At 41.9% G+C, this 20828-nt stretch carries 17 protein-coding genes and 1 tRNA gene; 11 read left to right on the forward strand and 7 right to left on the reverse strand.

Annotated elements, in window-relative coordinates; all coding sequences use genetic code 11:
• Positions 1–69 precede the first annotated feature (69 nt).
• The gene (gene bcp / locus IM676_RS02460; protein WP_200988822.1) at positions 70–549 is read right to left on the reverse strand and encodes a thioredoxin-dependent thiol peroxidase; all 480 of its coding nucleotides are present in this window, start codon (positions 547–549) and stop codon (positions 70–72) included.
• Between the two features lie 172 nt (positions 550–721).
• On the opposite strand from bcp, the gene IM676_RS02465 reads away from it, so the two are divergent.
• The 4 genes from IM676_RS02465 to IM676_RS02480 all read left to right on the forward strand — a co-directional run bounded on the left by IM676_RS02465 (position 722) and on the right by IM676_RS02480 (position 4807).
• Positions 722–2056, forward strand: coding sequence for an aromatic ring-hydroxylating dioxygenase subunit alpha (locus IM676_RS02465; protein WP_200988823.1), 1335 nt, complete (start codon positions 722–724; stop codon positions 2054–2056).
• Positions 2057–2085: 29 nt separating this feature from the next.
• Positions 2086–2922, forward strand: coding sequence for an FAD-binding domain-containing protein (locus IM676_RS02470; protein WP_200988824.1), 837 nt, complete (start codon positions 2086–2088; stop codon positions 2920–2922).
• A 3-nt stretch (positions 2923–2925) separates the two neighbouring features.
• On the forward strand, positions 2926–3342 hold the full coding sequence (locus IM676_RS02475) for a hypothetical protein (RefSeq protein WP_200988825.1): 417 nt from the start codon (positions 2926–2928) through the stop codon (positions 3340–3342).
• A gap of 70 nt (positions 3343–3412) precedes the next feature.
• A complete protein-coding gene (locus IM676_RS02480) occupies positions 3413–4807 on the forward strand; it encodes a TldD/PmbA family protein (RefSeq protein WP_200988826.1) in 1395 nt (464 codons plus the stop codon).
• Positions 4808–4835: 28 nt separating this feature from the next.
• On the opposite strand, the gene IM676_RS02485 is transcribed toward IM676_RS02480, so the two are convergent.
• Together IM676_RS02485 and IM676_RS02490 are read right to left on the reverse strand one after the other, a co-directional pair.
• Positions 4836–6206 (reverse strand): hypothetical protein, encoded by a 1371-nt coding sequence (locus IM676_RS02485; protein ID WP_200988827.1) that lies wholly within the window; start codon positions 6204–6206, stop codon positions 4836–4838.
• Positions 6207–6666: 460 nt separating this feature from the next.
• Positions 6667–8586, reverse strand: coding sequence for a cation:proton antiporter (locus tag IM676_RS02490; protein WP_200988828.1), 1920 nt, complete (start codon positions 8584–8586; stop codon positions 6667–6669).
• Between the two features lie 366 nt (positions 8587–8952).
• Between IM676_RS02490 and IM676_RS02495 the strand changes: the two genes are divergently transcribed.
• Positions 8953–9025: transfer RNA gene (locus IM676_RS02495), tRNA-Glu, on the forward strand.
• Positions 9026–9124: 99 nt separating this feature from the next.
• On the opposite strand, the gene IM676_RS02500 is transcribed toward IM676_RS02495, so the two are convergent.
• Together IM676_RS02500 and IM676_RS02505 are read right to left on the reverse strand one after the other, a co-directional pair.
• Positions 9125–9748: an SRPBCC family protein gene (locus tag IM676_RS02500; RefSeq protein ID WP_200988829.1), complete on the reverse strand. Its 624-nt coding sequence runs from the start codon at positions 9746–9748 to the stop codon at positions 9125–9127.
• A 349-nt stretch (positions 9749–10097) separates the two neighbouring features.
• On the reverse strand, positions 10098–10439 hold the full coding sequence (locus tag IM676_RS02505) for a ribbon-helix-helix domain-containing protein (protein ID WP_200988830.1): 342 nt from the start codon (positions 10437–10439) through the stop codon (positions 10098–10100).
• Positions 10440–10733: 294 nt separating this feature from the next.
• Between IM676_RS02505 and IM676_RS02510 the strand changes: the two genes are divergently transcribed.
• The 6 genes from IM676_RS02510 to IM676_RS02535 all read left to right on the forward strand — a co-directional run bounded on the left by IM676_RS02510 (position 10734) and on the right by IM676_RS02535 (position 19746).
• Complete coding sequence (locus IM676_RS02510) at positions 10734–11090, forward strand: hypothetical protein (protein WP_200988831.1); 357 nt, start codon at positions 10734–10736, stop codon at positions 11088–11090.
• Positions 11091–11427: 337 nt separating this feature from the next.
• Positions 11428–13461 (forward strand): serine/threonine-protein kinase, encoded by a 2034-nt coding sequence (locus IM676_RS02515; protein ID WP_200988832.1) that lies wholly within the window; start codon positions 11428–11430, stop codon positions 13459–13461.
• Between the two features lie 456 nt (positions 13462–13917).
• Positions 13918–14481, forward strand: coding sequence for a helix-turn-helix domain-containing protein (locus tag IM676_RS02520; RefSeq protein WP_200988833.1), 564 nt, complete (start codon positions 13918–13920; stop codon positions 14479–14481).
• Between the two features lie 168 nt (positions 14482–14649).
• Positions 14650–17343: a peptidase domain-containing ABC transporter gene (locus IM676_RS02525; RefSeq protein ID WP_200988834.1), complete on the forward strand. Its 2694-nt coding sequence runs from the start codon at positions 14650–14652 to the stop codon at positions 17341–17343.
• Between the two features lie 96 nt (positions 17344–17439).
• Positions 17440–18978: an HlyD family efflux transporter periplasmic adaptor subunit gene (locus tag IM676_RS02530; protein WP_200988835.1), complete on the forward strand. Its 1539-nt coding sequence runs from the start codon at positions 17440–17442 to the stop codon at positions 18976–18978.
• A gap of 39 nt (positions 18979–19017) precedes the next feature.
• The gene (locus IM676_RS02535) at positions 19018–19746 is read left to right on the forward strand and encodes a foldase protein PrsA (RefSeq protein ID WP_200988836.1); all 729 of its coding nucleotides are present in this window, start codon (positions 19018–19020) and stop codon (positions 19744–19746) included.
• Between the two features lie 367 nt (positions 19747–20113).
• Here the strand turns inward: IM676_RS02535 and IM676_RS02540 are convergent, their stop codons facing one another.
• Together IM676_RS02540 and IM676_RS02545 are read right to left on the reverse strand one after the other, a co-directional pair.
• The gene (locus IM676_RS02540; protein WP_200988837.1) at positions 20114–20371 is read right to left on the reverse strand and encodes a hypothetical protein; all 258 of its coding nucleotides are present in this window, start codon (positions 20369–20371) and stop codon (positions 20114–20116) included.
• A 219-nt stretch (positions 20372–20590) separates the two neighbouring features.
• Positions 20591–20770 carry a hypothetical protein gene (locus tag IM676_RS02545; RefSeq protein ID WP_200988838.1) on the reverse strand — a complete coding sequence of 60 codons (180 nt, stop codon included), beginning with the start codon at positions 20768–20770 and terminating at the stop codon, positions 20591–20593.
• Positions 20771–20828: the final 58 nt, after the last annotated feature.

Genomic DNA, 20828 nt, shown 5'->3' on the forward strand with positions numbered 1-20828 from the left:
AACTAGCTGCAAATTGGACTCAGTTGTTTTAAACACTTCAAACTTGATCATTTCCTCCTCATTGGCTATTTAACTTCCCCCTAATTCCCGTAACTTAGTTAATACTGCTTGTCCATGACCTTTAGTTTTAACATTGGGCCAAGTATGGGCAATTATCCCATCTGGTGAGATAAGAAATGTTGACCGGGCTACACCCATATATTCTTTACCCATGAATTTCTTTAACCGCCAAGCGCCATAGGCTTCTATCACCTGGTGTTCAGGGTCACTTAACAGGGTAATAGCTAAATTATGTTTGTGAATAAATTTACAATGAGCTTTTGTGGAATCTGGACTTACACCTAATATCTTACCTCCCAGTTGGCTGAACTCGGCAGACAACTCCGTAAAGTCCTTGGCTTCGGTGGTACAGCCAGGGGTATCATCTTTGGGGTAAAAATACAATATAACCCACTGACCGGGAAAATCACTCAGGCTAACGGTATGATTATCTTGGTCAGGGATGGAGAAATTAGGCGCGAGTTGTCCGGTTTGGGGAATGTCACTCATTATGTATTAGTAGATAGCCATCTGATCAAAATTTTACCTGTATGAGGGGAGGTGACAAATAGCCACAAGGCATTTTTTCATCTCCTGTGACAATATTTAGTCAGTGGCTTTGGCGAAAAGAACGCCTGATAGTCAGATTTTCCACCCAACTTAAACACCACCATCATCAACAATGCCATCTGAATTTAACTTTTTCCAACAGTGGTATCCTCTCTCACCAGTAGAAGATATTGACCCTCAACGACCAACACCAGTCACTTTGTTAGGAATTCGTTTAGTTATCTGGAAGCCTAAGTCATCTGAGACTTACCGGGTATTTTTAGACCAATGTCCCCACCGCCTCGCTCCTTTGAGTGAAGGACGTGTTGAGGAGAAAACTGGTAATTTAATGTGTAGTTATCATGGTTGGGAATTTGATTCTCAAGGAGTTTGTACTCACATTCCCCAAGCGGAAAACCCAGAAATTGTGACTAAAAATCAAAAGAATTACTGTGTAATTTCACTACCAGTTCGCCAGGCCAATGATTTACTTTGGGTTTGGCCTGATGGGAACTCAGCAGCACAAGCGGCCAATACGCCCCTACCCCTGTCACCTCAAATAGATGCTAATAAAGGGTTTGTGTGGTCGTCTTATGTGCGGGATTTAGAATATGATTGGCAAACTTTAGTGGAAAATGTCGCAGATCCTAGTCATGTACCTTTTACTCATCATGGGGTACAGGGTAAAAGAGAAAATGCCGTACCCATATCTATGGAGGTTGTACAATCCACTTCAACGTTAATTGAAACAGTGATTAATAGAGGTATGAAAACTACAATCACTTTTGTACCTCCTTGTCGTTTGGAGTATGCCATTACTTTAGGGGACTCTGGAGAGAAAAAACTGGGACTTGTCACCTACTGTATTCCTGTATCTCCAGGTAAGTCCAGAATTGTCGCCCAATTTACCCGCAACTTTGCTAAAACACTCCACCATATTATACCGCGGTGGTGGACTCATGTCAACACCCGTAATCTGGTACTGGATGGAGATATGATTATTTTACACCAGCAAGAAAAGTTTCTGCAAGACAAACAAGCATCTGCAAGCTGGAAAAGTATCTATAAGCTAGCTACGGGTGCTGACCGTTTGGTAATTGAGTTTCGTAATTGGTTTGATCAGTATTGTGGCGGTCAGCTACCTTGGGAAGAAGTAGGAATTAGGATCACACCTACCCCCATTAATGATCACCGTGCTGTATTACTTGATCGCTATTCACAACATACTCGCCATTGTCGCAGTTGCCGTGACGCTCTCAAGGTTATACAACGCTTACAGGTGGGATTGTTAGTATATAGTATAACTATTATTGCTGGAGTTGCTTTACTTCCTGATGCCCTGAGAATTAAGTTGGGTTTGCCCTTAGTAATCACAGCAGCATTAAGTATGGTTGGTTACTCCTGGCTGAAATTCCAGTTAGTGCCTCAGTTCTACTTTGTAGACTATATCCATCCCCAAAAGCAATAGTTGTTACTAATTATATATACACTTAACATATGCGACGTGATTTTAGTAACCGTGATGAGTTAATAGCCTACCTGGGGGAACAATTCCCCCATGCAGCCCAAAGGGATGGTCATGTGAGTGAAACCGTCGGAGGACGTCAAGCTGCAGAGAAATTACTTGAACAAGTCAATCCGCTAACCTACGCGAAAACACGTAACTTTTTAAATGGGGCTGTCACCAGACTTTCACCCTATATTCGTTATGGAGTGTTAAGCTTGGGGGAGGTGCGGGATTATGTGTTGGCAAAAGTACAAGACCCCAAAGATGCGACTAAGCTAATTAATGAATTGGCTTGGCGTGACTATTGGCAGAGATTGTATATGAAACTAGGCGATCGCATCTGGCAAGACCAAGAACAGTATAAAACGGGGTACACCCCAACAGACTACGCCCCCAATTTACCAGCGGATATCACCCAAAGCCAAACAGGAATGGTGTGTATTGATAGCTTTAGCCAGGAATTACGCTCAACCGGCTACTTACACAATCATATGCGCATGTGGCTAGCTGCTTATATTGTCCATTGGCGGCGCATTCGTTGGCAAGCCGGAGCCAAATGGTTTTTACAACACTTGTTAGATGGTGACCCTGCTAGTAATAATATGTCATGGCAATGGGTAGCCAGCACCTTTAGCCATAAACCCTATTTTTTCAACCGTGAAAACCTAGAACGGTACACCCAAGGTGTTTATTGTCGTCAGTGTAACCTTTATGGTCATTGTGACTTAGAAGGTAGCTATGAACAACTAGAAAAGCGACTTTTTCCCAGGGGTAAATTTACTAAACAACCCAATAGTCAAAGTTGGCAACGCGGCAAAAAGAAGTAAAAAATGAGTCAAACAATAGTTTGGGTACATGGGGACTCACTCAGTCCACAAACTGGAGCATTAAAACAATACCCCGATGCTCCAGCCATCTGGGTATGGGATGATGCTTTAATTGAAGAATGGCAACTCAGCCTGAAAAGAATCACATTTATTTATGAATGCCTATTAGAACTTCCAGTCACCATTCGCCGTGGTAATGTAGCCCAAGAAATTATCGCCTTTGCCCACGAACATGATGGTGATGTAGTAGCCACAGCAGCCAGTCCCAGCCCCAGATTTCAGGATATTTGCCACCAAATAGAAACATCATTAACCTTAGAAGTCTGGGAAACCGAACCATTTTTGAAATACGATGGGTATATAGACCTGAAAAGATTCTCCCGGTATTGGAAAGTAGCAGAAAAACAGGTGTTTGAGTGAACTTACCCTTTGCGCCCCTTTGCGCCCCTTGGCGTTCATATATTTGCTAAATATTTGACTCTGAGAAAAAATGTCCACAACACTCGCTGAAGCTCAAAATTTACTTTCCGACCTCATCACGCGCTACTCATCCCGAGTAGACTATTTACTGATTCGCCTGGAAGAAGCAGAAGAAACTGATATTTTTTTGCGCGGTAACAAAATAGAAACCTTCAGTGAAAGCATTTCTATCGGCGGACATATTCGAGCTTGTTATAAAGGTGGCTGGGGATTTAGTAGTTTTAATGACTTAGGAACAATTAAAAAACGCATAGAACAAGCGATCGCCGCTGCTAGGATGATAGGTGATCAACAAACTATACTAGCCCCTATTCAACCAGTACAAGCAGTATGCAAAGTACCCCTGACCGGCACTGATCCCCGCCAAATTCCCATTGGGCAGAAAAAAGAACTGTGCGATCGCTATACTGATGTATTAAAAAGCTGTGATCATCGGATCACCACAACCTCCGTTCGCTATGCTGACAGTAAACAAACAGTGATTATTGGTACATCAGAAGGGACTCTGATCGAGCAATCCTGGGTAGATATGGAAATGCGTTTTGCCGCCACCGCCAGGAACGGTAGCACAGTGCAAACAGGTAGGGAAACTACGGGATCTCGCAGGGCTTACGAAGATTTAACTGCTTTCGATGAACAGGTTAAAAGTGCCGCCAAAAGAGCTGTAGCTGCCTTAAGTCTACCATCAGTAAAAGGCAATACCTACACAGTGGTTATTGACCCAGTGCTGACGGGTTTATTTGTCCACGAAGCCTTTGGGCATCTTTCAGAAGCCGATATGGCTTACGAAAATCCCGATCTATTGGAAGTCATGAGGATTGGAAGGCGGTTTGGCCCAGAAGAACTACAAATTTTTGATGGTGCCGCTCCCCTAGGGCATCGTGGTAGCTATTTTTATGATGATGAGGGTACACCTAGTACAACTACGCAACTGATTCAAGATGGTATTTTGGTAGGGCGTTTACATTCCCGTGAAACCGCAGGCAAGTTACAAGAAGCGCCCACTGGTAATGCTCGGTGTCTTAATTATCAGTTTAACCCCATTGTCAGGATGACTAACACCTGGATTGCCCGGGGTAAAACTCCAGTTGCAGATTTATTTACTGATCTCAAAGAAGGGGTATATGCGCGGAACTGGTTAGGTGGTATGACCAACGGGGAAATGTTCACCTTTACTGCCTCAGAAGCGTGGATGATTAGAAACGGTAAACTAGCAGAACCCGTCGCCGATGTGACACTTTCGGGTAATGTTTTCCAAACTCTGGCGGATATTGAAGCCGTTGGTGATGACTTTCACTGGGATGAGTCGGGTGGTTGCGGTAAAGGTGGACAGAATGGCTTACCTGTCGGTTGTGGTGGTCCGAGTCTGCGAATTCGGGATGTGGTAGTTGGAGGCGAAACCTAAAGCTTCACCTCCGCTAAACTCGGTACTCTTAATTTGATTCTTCTAAATTAGAGTTTGTTCTTTCCTCTCGCACTTGGCGCAACTGTTGTATTAATTTTTCACTAGATTCTAGAGTGGAATTGAGTGAAGTATTATTAGTTTCAGGTGTAGTCTTGGCAGTAACAGCCTCGGTGGGTGCTGACTGCTGATTATTGGGGATTCTTAGTTCTGGTAATGGTTTGACAGTAGTTGCAGCAGTGTTACCATTTTTTTGGAAACTGAGGTTAAATGGATAAATGCTGACTTGCCGATCTCCTTGAGGGGAGTTAGTAGAGAAATACTTTCTGGCCTTTGATTCCAACTCAGTAGAAACTAGTTCCCTGGGAAATTTAATATCTAAAACTTCCCCTTGAGTACCCACCACTAAGAACCCCCAGACTGTCCCTTCCATCTGGGGCTGATTGACTGTAATGGTGTCGCGAAGCACTGGTTTTTGCTGTGAGTTGGGGTACTCTTGCTGAATTTGTTGTCTGATCTGCTGATGCGAGTTTAAGCGGGCGATCGCTCCTTGCTCTGGATTTACTTTTTGCAAGGGCAATTGTGTTTTTTCGGGAGTAGATGCTGGCTGCAATTTAGCAGTGTTTTGATTACCCAGTTGCTCAGGTTGTTGTCGGCTTTCTTGGAGACGATCTCCCAGGGCTTGCTGGCGAGCAGTTTGGGCAGCATCATCCTTTGTGGTTCCTGAAGTTGCATTATTATTTACTGCTGTGGTAGTAGGGGGGGTATTTACTAAATCAGCAGGTAATGGAGATGGATTTACTTTTGGCAATTTGTCTACAGGTATTGAGTTGACTGCCAGTTGTATTTCACTGTGATTAAAAGTCCGCCTAGAAGGAGTAAACCTTTGCGCAGCAGCATTAAAATCAGGGGTAAACCGATATTGCTGTTGGGGAGCCTCAGATTCGATCCTAGGTTGCGGTGTTGGTGTGGGAGGCCTCTGGGGCAAGGAAATATTAGGATTAGCAGCAACAGTGGGATAGTTTAGTCTTGTCCTGACTGGGGGCAATACAGGCTGTGTCTGAGGAGATGATGGTAACGGCGGTAGGTTTGTGGGAATATCCAGATTCGGAGGCAGAAGTGGCGGTCTTGGAGATAGTGACAATTCTGTCGGCAGTGAGGATTGGAATGTTTCAGGCGATACTTTGGGATTTTCTGGGAGACGCTCTTGATCAGCTTGGCTCAATTCCAAGATTCCAACTGATTGTGGTACTTCTGATGGTTGAGAGGAATCAGAATCTACAGGCATCAATGGTACAATCAACGCAATAGCAGCGTGGATACCAAGGGAGGCTATTACTGCTATCCCAGTTGGTCGGCTGAGAAATTCTGGTACATTTTTTAGCAGGGAGACGTAGGACATAGCTGTTATCGTTCACTCGGCTGGATTGCGGTTGACTAGCAAAGCAATTTTATCTTAATTACAAGAGATGCATCCTGCGCAAAATCATCACTTCATATACTGGTACTCAAAGTGTCAGGATATGGTAGTTTTCAACTTTCTAAATTTTGGATGAGACAGGGGACAAGCACCACTGTTGAAGGGCAATTTTTATGAGGAGTTGCACAATATGAGCACTGAATCTAGGGTAGTTGCCACTGGATGCCATGGCATCAGGCTAAATATATAACTATATCTGTTGCAATTGCGGGGTTTACTAGCCGACTATTTTAGCCTAATTTATGTTTTTTTGGCAGGGGAATTTATAAATTGCCTTTAGTATTTATCATTATACCACATTCAGCTATTGTCTGGCGTAGCCTTGGCAATGTCAGTTGTCTTGATAGTAGTGCACAAAGGCTAGGCATTGACATACTCACATTTACTTCTGAGGAGTATCACCAGTAAACAGTTGAGGTAACTTCTCTAAAGGTACCTCTTCCACCTCTGGTAAAGTTTCCAGAGACAGACGAGTTGATTGGCTACCACCGGATAAACGCTTTAACAAGTTGGGTCTGGGGTCATGTAACAAGTAGATAATGCGATCGCCTACTAACCATTCTTGATGAGCAGGTACTACCTGTAGACGGTTTTCTCTTTCCACCAACAACGGAATCAAATCTCCGCTCTTAATCTTCTCTTGAATACGCTCTTGTTGTTTAGTAAATTCGGCATCATTGAGTGTAGTTGTTCCCAACTTGACTCTGCCATCGTTGAGATACTCATTCCAAGTCTTAATGGCCAACTCGGTAGTAAAAGCTTGGTTAACCTTGTGATTAGAACTAGAATTAGCTTGGGTTTTCCGGGGAAACACTGCTAAAACACGCGGTGGGCTAAATTCTTCAGCCGCCCGTTGAGCTAAGACAAAATTCACCTCACCATTATTGGTCATAGCCACGAAAGTTCCCACACCAGCCAGTCCGGCTTCCTCCAAAACAGAAACATCTAATCCGCTGCTAGAAATCACCGGAATATCTGCCGCTGCTGCTTTGGCACAACTTTCGGGGTCAGTATCAATCATCACTACTTTTTCTCCCCGTTCTTGAAAGAAACGGGCAATCAACAAGCTCAAGGGATTACAACCCACAATCACCGCCCCGGTGGCATCCTCAGAGGTGATCCGCAGCCATTTAGCAATTGTTCCGGCTGTTAACCCTTGACAAACCACCGTCATGATAATTGTCAAGAATACCAGAGCTTTAATAGCATCACCACCATTAATACCCCGCTGTGTCAAGGCAATGGCAAACAAAGAGGCCACAGAAGCACTGACAATGCCCCTAGGGGCCACCCAACTTAAAAATAGTTTCTGTCGCCAATTCAAGTTACTGTTCCAAGTACAGCAAAGAATGTTAATCGGGCGAACAACCAACATGAGGACTAAAACAGTCAATACACTGCCCCAACCCAAAGCAAAGACACTGGCAATAGAAAGGTCTGCCGCCAGGAGAATAAATAGCACCGACACACCCAGGATTGTTAGCTGACCCTTGAAGCTGCGTAACAGTCGCTCTTCTGGCACTGAGGAGTTAGCAAATACCGCACCAGCGATCACCGTGGTCATAATTCCCGATTCGCTCCGAATCGTCTGGGCTACGGTAAACAGACCCCACAGAATCGCCAACACCACTAGGTTTTTTAACTCCGATGAGAGGAAATTAGCGCGTTTGAAAATCAAGCTCATCAAGTAGCCCCCTGTCCCACCAATTGCCGCACCAATTCCCAGACGCATCAGTAAGCCCATGATGGCATTGAGGGGGTCAGCATCGCCGTTAGTGATGGTGTCTAGGACAACGAAAGCTAGAATAGCTCCTACTGGGTCGATTAAAACTCCTTCTCCTTCTAAAATAGTTGCCACCTGACGATCTACGTTGATTTGTTTGAGCAGGGGACTGATGACAGTTGGCCCTGTAACTACAATGATCGAGCCGTAGAGAAAGGCTATATTCCAAGGAAATTCCCCCAGCCAGTGGGCTGCCATACTACCGCCAATTAATGTAATCAGTGTTCCCAGGGTGACCAGCAATTGTAGGCTAACTGAAACTCTCCCCAGTTCCTGTATATCCAAATTGAGTCCGCCTTCAAATAAAATTATTGCTGTTGCTAGGGCAACAATCACTTCTAGTCCGGCTCCGAGGACATGAGGATGCAACAATCCCAGCCCATCGGAGCCTAGGAGAATTCCTAGTAGTAATAACAAGACAATACTAGGTAAGCGAAAATATGCAGCCAAGACCTGGGCAGTAATGCCTGCAACAACAACGCTTACCATCTGTAGGGTGATTTCAAAAGATGCTTCCATGTTGTAGATTTTGAGCTATGTGTTTCAAAATCTTTTGTAAAGAATAGTAAATATTACTTCTACAGCGTACAACATCACATACCTTCCAGGGAAATCCAGAGTTTTTTTCATACTTAGTCGTGGATATTACTTGATTGGCTGATCTGCTAGGGCAAAAATTCAACAGTCCTCTAATTAGTATCCAACAGCGATAAAAAAACCACAGCTACATTCATGGCTGGCCATCCTATAGCTTTGTGTTCTGAATGCACAAACTTGAAAATCATCTGTGTATTGTCGCCTATGTTAGCCGCGAAAATTTTTTTTTGCAAAACCTATTGACATCCAATGGAAAACTAATTAATATATATAAAGTCTGAGTCTGAAGCCCCCATCGTCTAGAGGCCTAGGACACCTCCCTTTCACGGAGGCGACGGGGATTCGAATTCCCCTGGGGGTATATGTAAATGTAAAAGCAAATAATTTTTTCTATATATCAGCCCTTTCCTAGAAAAGGCTGATTGTTTTTGATTCAGAACATAGTAAATATACTCAAAATCTATTTAGCAGTTTGCCATAACTCCTCGACCCGCTGGTGAATAGCTACAAGATTTAACCGCAAATCATCGCTGAGGCGACGTTCAATAATTGCGATCGGCATCGTCAGTTTAGGCCAGACTTGAATGGTATAACACAAGGTAGTACCAAATTCTTCACCCCGAGGATCAGGTTCTAAACACCAGTTCCCAGAAAAGTCTTTAAAATCTCCCTCTACCATGGAGAAATTAATCTGTTTAGGGAACTTTTCTTCCAAATCCAAAACCACACGGGCGCAAAAGTTGAACTTGAGTAGGCGCTGGGAACCGATTTGTTCAAGCCGAATACCACCATGAGGATGCTCTAACAAGGAACTTTGAGCCAGGTTGGGAATGAACTCAGACAAGGCTTCATAGTCTGTTAGTACTTTCCAAATCCGTTCAACTGGGTGAGGAATTTGGATTTTAGCGGCGATTTTTCGCTTTCTTTCGGCTATTTTCTCAATTTGAACTGCCACATCTGGTAAAGTAACTGCATCAACAGCCAAATTGTTTTCTAGAGCGGTTTCATCTCTAGCGGGGCTGAGATCCAGGTTTTCTGTGATTTTCGATTTTTCAGTCACTTGCGGAATCTGGTTGGCTTTCATCGGGAAATTTGGCCACGGTTAGGATGCAAACAATTTCGCTCTGGTGGGACATTTAAGCTTGGGAGACCCTGCAACTGCGCCCCATTCAACATAAAACCCTGGGGGTCGTCAGTTTTCAGGATCAGACAAATGAACTCTAGTTGGCTTCGCCTGAACTAGAGGTTTCTACATCCTCTAGTCCGTTTTTAGCAAAGTTACTTTAAGATTTCTGTTGAGCGTGGAGACTTCCATATAATTTTAACAAAATATCCGCTCAGAAAATTGATGCCAGTTGATCTGAAATCACTGTCATACCCCATCCCTCGATCGGGTGGGGATGTAAAGCCAGGTTGTGAATGCAGCAGATTTTTCACTCAGGGGCTAAACTTTCTAGACTCAGAGGAACCATCTCACCATTCTTAGTTAGTCCTAAAAACATGGATTCTTCGGGATGAATTAATTGACCCGTCAGTACACAACGCTCTTGTTGTTCAGCTGTAGCTTGTACACTAGCTCTAATATCGGCTCGGGAAAATCCGGGTTTCCACTCACCTGATTTTTGTTGTACATAGTTCCAGAGGATCTCTCTAATCAAAGCCTGATATCCCTGGTTATGGGCTATTTCTTTGAGTTTATCTTTGAGTTCCTTTTCCAGGCGGATACTGGTAACTTCCATTTCAGTAGTGGGAGTGCGGGCGATCGCATGGTGCATAACTTTTGCTCCTTCAATGTGTGCACAGTCTAGTAATACAAGTGTAGTATGTTGAGAGCAATGTTGAATTCCTCTGAAATTCCTCTAGCTCAAGATTGATTGACGGAAAAATATAGAAGAATATAAATACAATATAAATAAATGTCATTCTCCAGGTCGATACAAGGGTGAGTGATTTACTCATAAGATAGTACTTAGAAATAAAAACAAGGAGAATGACAAATAAAGCTATTAATTACTCAATATTATTGTGTGCAAACATGACGGTGTTAAAACTGTGATTGAGGATTGAAGATGAATAATTATCATGTGATTTTATGGATTTTACGCCCAGTAAGGTTTATAGTTGTGGCTTCTGCCTGTGTCCTGCTATTTTTCTCCAGCGCCTCAGCTGCGTTTGCCATCAGTAGTTATCAAAGTGATCCTCAAGAAGGCCCGACACAGCTTTTAGAAACACAACGCAGAACTGACGAAGCGGGTAAATCCAAACCTTTGGGACTCAAAGAAACTCAAGAAAAGTCAAGCAAAGGACTGAATGAAATTCAGGGAGACGCTGACATAGATAAGATGAAGACCCCTGAAAATTCACAGAGTTCAACTTCAGTAGAAGAGGATGTTAAAAACTTTTTGGAAAAAGTTACAGGTAATTAGAAATACATCATATCCCTAACCCCGGTTATTTGAATTAATCGGGATTTTTTAAATGTTTGTCTAGTTACAATGTAAAAATAGATCGAGTTTTGTGGCAGTTGGATAGAGTGCTATTATATTATAATATAATTACCAAAAATTATCGATTTCGTGGCTCTGATAGTTTTCCGTGCCCACAGAAAAATGGGTGAGCATTTACCAAAACTGAGTATATAAGTAAATCCCCAATCCCCTACAGCAGTGTTTTCTACCATGATGTAGTCAGAGCCAGTGTTAATTAAGGGAAGTTGCGGGGCTAACTTAACATCATTTATTGTGCAGTCGCGCCTGTCAGATCATGATCTGCTGCTTAAATCCCGATTGCCCAAATCCCCTCAATCCTGACACACAGAAGTTATGCCAAAGTTGTAACACCCCCTTGGTGCCACTTTTGCGAAATCGCTTCCGTGTGATTCGGTTGCTTTCCGATGAAGGGGGATTTGGCAGAACCTATTTATCCGAGGATACAGACAAACTAAATGAACGTTGTGTTGTCAAGCAATTAGCGCCGAAGTTTCAAGGGACTTGGTCGCAAAAAAAAGCTGTAGAATTATTTGCTCAAGAAGCCAAACGTCTACAAGAGCTAGGAGAACACCCACAAATACCAACTCTTTTAGCTTATTTTGAGCAAGATAACTGCTTGTATTTAGTGCAGCAGTTTGTGAATGGGCAAAATTTGTTAAGCGAGTTGCAACGGCGAAAAGTTTATAAACCGGCGGAAATTAAGGCAATTTTGCTGCATTTATTGCCTGTCCTCCAGTTTATCCATGAGCGTGGTGTGATTCACCGGGACATCAAACCAGAAAATATTATTCGACGACATGGTGACGGACGATTAAGCCTGATAGATTTTGGTTCCTCGAAGCAGTTAACCACCAGAGCACAGAAGAAAATGGGGACTTCAATTGGTTCCCATGGTTATTCGCCATTGGAGCAAATTAGAGATGGTAAGGCTTACCCTGCTAGTGATTTGTTTGCTTTGGGGGCTACCTGCTTTCATTTACTAACTGGAATTTCTCCCTTTCAGTTGTGGCTAGAACATGGCTATGGTTGGGTGACTAATTGGCGACAATATCTGCGCAGTCCATTGAGTGCTGAATTGGATAATGTTCTTGATCAGCTGTTGAAAAAAGATATACAACAGCGTTACCAATCAGCCGATGAAGTCATGAGAGACTTGAAGGTAAAACAACCACTAGCACTGCCAAGAGCAGCTAAATCTACCGTAAAAATACCGGTAACTCAGATTTCATCTTTACCAATCAAATATGCCTTACTGAAGAATATAGTTTTAGTAAGTGCTTTGATGATGTTATTTGGGATTGAAGATTCTTGGTATCAGCAATATCAACGCTTTCAGACTGCTTTATTGTCTACATTGACTCAAGATCATAGCAGTGGAGGGGGAGTAGTTGCCGATGAGTCCCTTAATTCACCTTTGAAGAATATTACCTTGGCTCAAGCCCTAGAAGGTCATGAAGATGTGGTTTTATCTGTAGCTATTAGTCCTGATAGTCAGATTTTTGCCAGCAGTGGGGAAGGGAGTATTAAAGTTTGGAATTTGGCTACAGGAGAGGAAATTACTACGGTCAATAGCCGACAAAGGGTGAATGTGGTAGCTATCAGCCCCGATGGAAGTACTTTAGTTAGTGGTGGTGATGATCAAACTATCAAAATTTGGGATCTTCCTACTGGTGAGTTGCTGCGAACCCTCAGGGGACATGCGGATGCAATTCACGCCTTAGCCTTTAGCCCGGATGCTAGGACTCTAGTTAGTGGTAGTGATGATGGTACTATTAAACTGTGGAATATGCCCACGGGAAGGTTAAGAGGTACACTCAGAGGACATACATCTTGGGTGCGTTCACTAGCTATGAGTGGGGATGGTGTGACTTTGGCCAGTGGTAGTTTTGACAAAACTATTAAAATTTGGGATCTGAACAGAGCAGTTTTGCTCCGCACAGTTGAGCAAGATGGGGAAATAGTTACAGGTGTGGCTTTGAGTGCAGATGGTCAGACCCTAGGGATTGCTTCTGGCGGTAAGCTACGGACGATGACACTGGGGGATTTAGCTACCGAAGAGAAAACCCAGACACTAGCAGAAAATATGGCAACTGTTACATCCATTGCTTTTAGTCCCGATCATAGTACTCTGGTTAGTGGTGGGGGCGATCGCACAATTAGACTTTGGGATTTAGCCACAGGTAAAGAAATGCGTAGACTTGTGGGACACGCGGACACTGTCACCGCCTTGGCGATCAGCCCTGATGGTCGGACCCTCATCACTGGTGGTGAAGACAATAATATCATCCTTTGGCGAGTCCCCCAGTAAGAGATGTTGTTGCATATGAGTTGCAATTGAGTATCTCATTTGCTTAATATGAGTTTCAACAAACAACAAACACCGTTGAGATAGTAAACTGTGGAAAACAACGTTACCCAGTCATAAGTTCCCATATATCAAAACCATCTGCCTTGAGCAGTTGTAGCAGACTTTCTTAGTTTTAGAAAAGAACCTTTCTATATACCTTGAGTTGCAAGTATATGGCTGACTTGATATGCCTATCCATCAAAATTAGAGGTGATGGGCTGAGGATGTCTATTTTGCGGCTAATCGTATAATTAGGCACTACTTCTATTCCTTTTGGTCGATGTCGCCATCATGGGGAGAATGATCTATAACCTATTGACATTGGGAGATACCAGCCATACCTGACAATAAGGTATTTTACCGTTAATTACGACAATTATGGTATAAAAACCAGCAATCAAATATTAGGTATCTAAGATGAATGGTAAATTATTGACACCATTTCAACGCCAATTATTACTCAAAAAGTTGGCAGAAGATATACCAGAATTATACCGCCAACGGATTTCAATTATGCTGTTGGCAGATGAAGGAAAATCACAAAGGGAAATATGTCGTACTTTAGGATGCTGTTCAGCTACCGCTAGACATTGGATACATATAGCCCGTAGTGGGAAAGCCCACGAGTGGGAAGCATCCCCAGTTGGTCGTCCCAAGGCGATCAATGAGGAATACATAGCACGCCTTGAAGAACTTGTCAACCATCATCCCCACGACTATGGTTATGGTTTTCGGCGCTGGACAGCTAACTGGTTAAGTAAACACTTAGCTAAAGAGTTTGGGCTGCAATTGAGTGAATGTCATATCAAACGCCTACTCAAACAAATGGGACTATCCACTAAAGGTAAATCTGAAACTGCATCAGAAAATACCCATGAAGGTGTGACTTGCCAAATATCTATCACTGATATCACGGGACAATCTAGGGGTAATACTAATGTAATTGTACCGATTCAATTGCTGAAGTTTAAGAAAAATTAAATAGCTATCATCCCCTAATTTGCAAACCCTTGGGGGGTGAGTTAAGACGATGCTCCTCATAAACCCAGGGGTAACAGATGATTGTGTCCGTTTTTAGAAGGGGAAACCTATCAAGTACTTACTCAATTTCACAAAATCAGATCATCATCTTCTAAATTCTCTAAATTTATGGTCCAAGAATCAGTTAAAACACAAATTTCCCAGGAATTATTCAATCAAACCCTAGGATATTCCTTTTCTGTCGCAGAATTTCAAATCTATGGACAGCAACTAAAATACAGAGAACCGAAAATAGGGAAATTTTGGTCAGGGACAGGAGTTGAACCCGGGATTTATGTTGTACTTAGCAGCAAAGTGAGGTTAATTGATGACAGTGGAGAAGTAATTACGACGGTGAGAAAGGGAGAATCCTTCGGACATCATACATTGTTTCCCAATCTTAACTGTCAAGTTTATGGTGCGCGAGCCAGTGAAAGTCTGCGGTTGTGTTTTTTCCCTGGTGAATTGCTCAAAAACTTAATGGATAAATACCCACAAATTCAAGAGCACCTAAAAACAAAAACCCATATTCTCCATTCTCCATCTCAGCAGCCATTACCAAGGGTCACTACCGGAGAAAATCACCACCAAACCAGACAAAAAATTAGTCAAGCTTACCTTCCCACTCCTACCCAAAAAGTTCGTCATCTATTACAAAGAATTACTCGCCGTTATCCCTTTTTTGCCCAACATAGCGCTTCTGATTGCGGTGCTGCTTGTTTAGTGATGGTGTCTCTCTATTGGGGGAAACAATTTAACCTCAACCGGTTGCGGGAGATGGCTAATGTTGATCGTAATGGTGTATCCTTGCGTGGGTTAACCACCACCGCTGAAAGCCTGGGTTTTAATACCCGTCCGGTGAAAGCTAATATCCAGCAGTTAGCACAACAAACACTACCTGCTATTGTCCATTGGGAAGGAAAACACTATATTGTTGTCTATGAAATTACCCCTCAAAAGGTGATAGTTGCTGACCCCGCTGTTGGTCAACTGACTCTTTCTTACTCAGAATTTCAGGCGGGTTGGACTGGGTATACACTCCTGCTAGAACCAACGGCTTTATTTAAGAATGCACAAGAAAGTACAACTCCTTTTTGGCAATTTTTTCAACTGGTCAAGCCTCATGGTGTGGTCATAGGGGAAGTATTTATTGCTTCCATATTTATTCAAATATTTGGACTGATTACACCCTTATTTACACAACTGATTTTAGACCGTGTGATAGTACAACGGTCTCATTTAACCTTAATGGCTGTAGGGTTGGGTTTGATGATCTTTAGCCTGTTCCGTGTGGCCATGACAGGTTTAAGGCAATATCTCATCGACCACACTGGTAATAAGATTAATGTGGCCTTGGTGGTGGCGTTTATTCGTCACACTTTCCGATTACCTTTAAGCTATTTTGAAAATCGTTATGTGGGTGATATTGTCTCTCGGTTACAGGAAAATAGCAAAATCCAAAGCTTTATTTCTGGGGAAGCATTATCAATCATTCTAGATTTTATAACTGTATTTATTTATCTGGGTTTGATGTTTTGGTACAGTTGGCAAATGGCTTTAATATCTTTGGTAATTGTCCCGCCATTTTTGGGTCTGGCTTTGATTGCTACACCTTTTTTACAGCGAATTTCCCGACAAATTTTTAAGGCTTCAGTTCAGGAAAATAGTTACATTATTGAAGCTTTAACTGGTATTAGAACTATCAAATCAACGGCGGTAGAACAAACAGTGCGTTGGCATTGGGAAGAGTTATTAAACAAGGAGATAAAAACTAACTTTTCTGGGCAAGTAATTGGCAATCGGTTACAGATTTTTAGTAATACAATTGAGGCTTGTGTATCCACGGCTTTATTGTGGTATGGGGCATATCTGGTAATTGAGAATCAATTATCTATTGGGCAGTTGGTAGCATTTAATATGCTTTTAGGCAATATTATTAACCCTTTTAAAAGATTAACTGTGTTGTGGAACCAGTTGCAAGAGGTAATCATTGCTGTGGAAAGGATTAATGATGTATTAGATGCTAAACCAGAAGAGGATATACAAGAGCAACAACGGCAAACTTTACCGGAAATTCAGGGTAATATTGATTTTCAACATGTGACCTTTCGTTATCATGAGGATGCTAATGTTAATATTCTGCAAAATGTCAATTTTTCAATTAAATCAGGACAAACAGTGGCTTTAGTGGGGCGTAGTGGGTCTGGTAAAACTACAATCTCTAAGCTGGTTTTAGGTCTGTATCCACCTACTAATGGTAAAATCTTAATTGATGGACATGATATTACTACCATCTGTTTAGATTCTCTGCGCCAACAGGTGGGTGTGGTTGATCAAGATACTTTTTTGTTTGGTAATACTATCCGGGAAAATATCAGTTTAGGACATCCAGATGCAAGTTTAGAGGAAATTATCACCGCTGCTCAATTAGCAGGTGCTGATGAGTTTATCCAGCAATTACCTATGGGTTATGAAACTCAAATTGGTGAAGGGGGCGGTTTATTATCTGGGGGACAAAGACAAAGAATTGCGATCGCCCGCGCTTTATTAGGTAATCCCAAACTCTTGATTTTTGATGAAGCTACTTCTCACCTTGATCCGGAATCAGAACGGATAATTCAGCAGAATTTGCAGCAAATTCTCAAGGGGAGAACTGCTTTAATTATTGCTCATCGTCTGTCTACGATCAGGAATGCTGATTTAATTTTGGTTTTAGATCAAGGTATGTTGATTGAATGTGGTAGTCATGAGCAATTAATCGACAAACGTGGACACTATTTCTACCTCAATCAACAGCAATTAGGTAACAAGGATTATTCCTAAATATAGGAGTTGTGACTATTAACTTTTAATAGGACATAACTAGAGATGGTTGGGCGATATTTTCTGAGGGAAATTGAGGTCAATTGAGGTAAATTTATGTCATATACAATCAATGAAAATGGAAAAGTCCCGACGGAAGACATTTTATATATAACTCCTGAGACTATGGAGAAATCCCCCCAGGTTCCAGTACAGGTAAAATCTCACGCTCATTGGTCTTTTGCAACTCAAGAACTATTAGATGCTTTACCCCAAGTGTGGACTAGGGGATTACTGTACTTTTTAGTGATATTTGTGGCAATTATTTTACCCTGGGCGATGTTATCTAAGGTGGATGAAACAGGTACAGCTAGGGGGAAAATTGAACCGGAAGGTAAAACCATGAGGTTAGATAGTCCCGTATCTGGGACTGTGAGAGAAATTATGATTCAGGAAGGACAGGAAGTCACAGATGGACAACCTCTATTACTGTTAGATTCAGATTTAGTGAGAGCTGAATTAGCTCAGGTGAAGGACAGGTTAGAGGGACAATTAAATAGGCGATCGCAATTAACTACTCTGCAAAATCAGTTAGTAGTGACTTTCAGCACTCAACAACAACAAAATCAATCCCAGCAGTTAGAAAAACAATCCCAAATCGACCAAGCTAGACAACAATTAATAGCATTAACAAATAACTGGGAGTTACAAAAGTCGGAAAAATTATCTCAAGTCAACCAGGCTAAACAAAATTTAGCCCATAGTATCACTGCTCATAAGTTAACTGCAAGCAGCTTGGCGATCGCCCAACGAGAAGAAACCAGATACAGGGAATTATACCAAGAAGGGGTCATCCCTGAAATTAATCTTGTAGAAAAGCAAGAACAAGCAAAACAAAGACAACAGTTATATGAACAAAGTCAGTCAGATATCCAACAAGCTGAATTACGTTTAGCAGAACAGCAAAGCAGTTATCAACGAGTGATCAAACAGGGAAAAGCTGATATTACCCAAGCAGAACTCAGAGCGAGGGAACAAGAACGCAGTTATGAAACCCTCAAGCGTTCCGGTGAATTAGCTTTACTACGTATTCAGGAACAACAAAATAATTTAGCCACAGAAATCACCGCACTAGAAGCGGAAATCGCTCAAACTCAAAGACAGATTGAATCTCTGAATATTCAACTAGCACAAAGGGAAGTCACAGCACCCATGACCGGGACTATATTTCAATTACCCATTCAAAAAGCTGGCGCTGTGGTTCAAGCAGGAACAATGGTTGCAGAAATTGCGCCGCTTGATTCACCTTTAGTGATGAGAGCGCAAATAGCAACCGCACACAGTGGTTCTCTGAATGAGAAATTACCAGTCAAGCTGAAATTTGATGCTTATCCTTTCCAAGATTATGGAGTCATGGAAGGAGAGTTAATGAGCATTTCTCCCACAACTATAGATATAGATACACCCCAGGGGAAAGTATCAGCTTATAACTTAGAAATCAGCTTACCAGACAACTGTATCCCACAGAGAAATCAATGTATCCCCTTACGTCCTGGAGATACTGCTACAGCGGAGGTAATTTTACGTCAGCGGCGAATTATTGATTTTATCATTGACCCCTTCAAGCAATTACAAGCAGGGAATTTTAAGTTATAGCAGTCAATTCGAGAATTGTAAATTAAGTAGGACAAGATTATGTCATACCCCATGGTCGTCACTCAAGAAGATATTTTACGTCAAATCAAACTATCTGGAAAAATTCCTGAAACAGTTGAGCAGATTATTCAGCGCAAAATCATTAAAAATAGGGCGGATGAAGTGGGGATAAAAGTAGAAGTTGCAGAATTACAACAAACAGCAGACCAAATGCGGTTAGTTAACCAACTCACCACCACTGATGAAACTTGGACATGGTTAAAAAAACATGGTTTATCTTTAGAGGATTTTGAGGAAATTATCTATACAAACCTCCTAACCGCTAAATTAAGTCATCATTTGTTTGCTGGTGAAGTTGAAGCATACTTTTATAACCATCAAGTAGATTACCTACAGGTGATCATGTATGAAGTTATCTTAGATGATGAGGATTTAGCCTGGGAATTATTTTATGCAGTTAAAGAAGGGGAGAAAAGTTTTTATGATGTCGCTCATCAATATATTCAAGATGTAGAACTACGTCGCCAATGTGGATATCGAGGGGTGATGGGTCGTCAAAATTTACATCCAGATATTTCCGCAGCTCTATTTGCAGCTGAACCACCACAGTTACTTAAACCAATTGTCACAGCTAAAGGTATACATTTAATTTTTGTCGAGGATATGATTCGACCCCAATTAGATGAGCAGGTAAGTTATAAGATCATCGCCCATTTATTTGCTGAGTGGTTAAAGCAGCAGGTTGAGCAGACGGATTTTCAACTATAAAAGTCAGATTTAATCTTTCAATTAGGGTGGGTTAGGAATTCTTAACCCACCCATTATTTACAGCGTATTTTATAGCAGTAACCACAAGTGTTAGGACATTTCCCTGCTTGTTGTTTCCCATTCCCTGTTCCCTGTTCCCTTAAAACCACAATTATGATGTCCTAACGTGTATGCGTAGTGCTATATCTGAGTGAGATACACAAGGGCGGGCTTTTCTGCCCACCCCACAAGATTTATGAGATTAAGGTGTGTACTTTATTTACTTGAAAAGTGCTGTATATTCTCTCAACAGTACGTCTAGCAACTCCTGGAAATTGTGCTAAACATTCGAGTAGATGCTCCCAAATACAAATCTTCTTAAATGGGTTTAGACAGGTCCAAAATCGTTATCCATGAGGCTTGTAGAGTCTGTATTGTCGCTGATTGCGCCCCACCCTGTAGATAATAAAGAGAATATCATGTCAAGGAAAATAAGGATAAGACTGACAGTAATAAGTCTATTTGTGATCTGGGAGAATGGTCCGATGAACATAAATCCGCCCATGATTTTCTCCATTTCCCCTGGAGAAAGTTGCTGCAATTGAGTAGATTCAACTTCTAAGTTTTTAATGGTGATGTTAGCCATGATTGAATTTCTCTTAGTAAATGCTGTGCTTTGGTTGTGGTAACTTATGTATGTCCTGCGCTTCACCCACCTTCAGAAGTGAAATATTTAGCTAATAAATAACACAGGGTGTAAAAATTACACCCTGTTTTTTGGAGCAAAATTAGCTAATTTTTACTAAGCATCTCTCGTACAGATACAAGGAGGTACAAGATTAATTGTCCTAGGGGGTTAACTGGTCTAGAGCAACTCGGATACTAGAGCTATGAAACCACTTGTTGCAATGTATGCTACAATCGCTCGGGTAAACTGGTTATAATTGAAAGTTGCACCACCAACAACTTTTTCCATTTCGCCGGAGGAAACTTGATTCAATGCAGTAGATTCAACTTCTAGGTTTTGAATTGTGATGTTAACCATGATTTACTTTCTCCTAGTAAATGCTGTGTTTTTGTGTTTGGGAATCAGGCTCTTGCCT

Source organism: Anabaenopsis elenkinii CCIBt3563 (assembly GCF_015245355.1).
In the GTDB taxonomy this organism is placed as follows: domain Bacteria; phylum Cyanobacteriota; class Cyanobacteriia; order Cyanobacteriales; family Nostocaceae; genus Anabaenopsis; species Anabaenopsis elenkinii.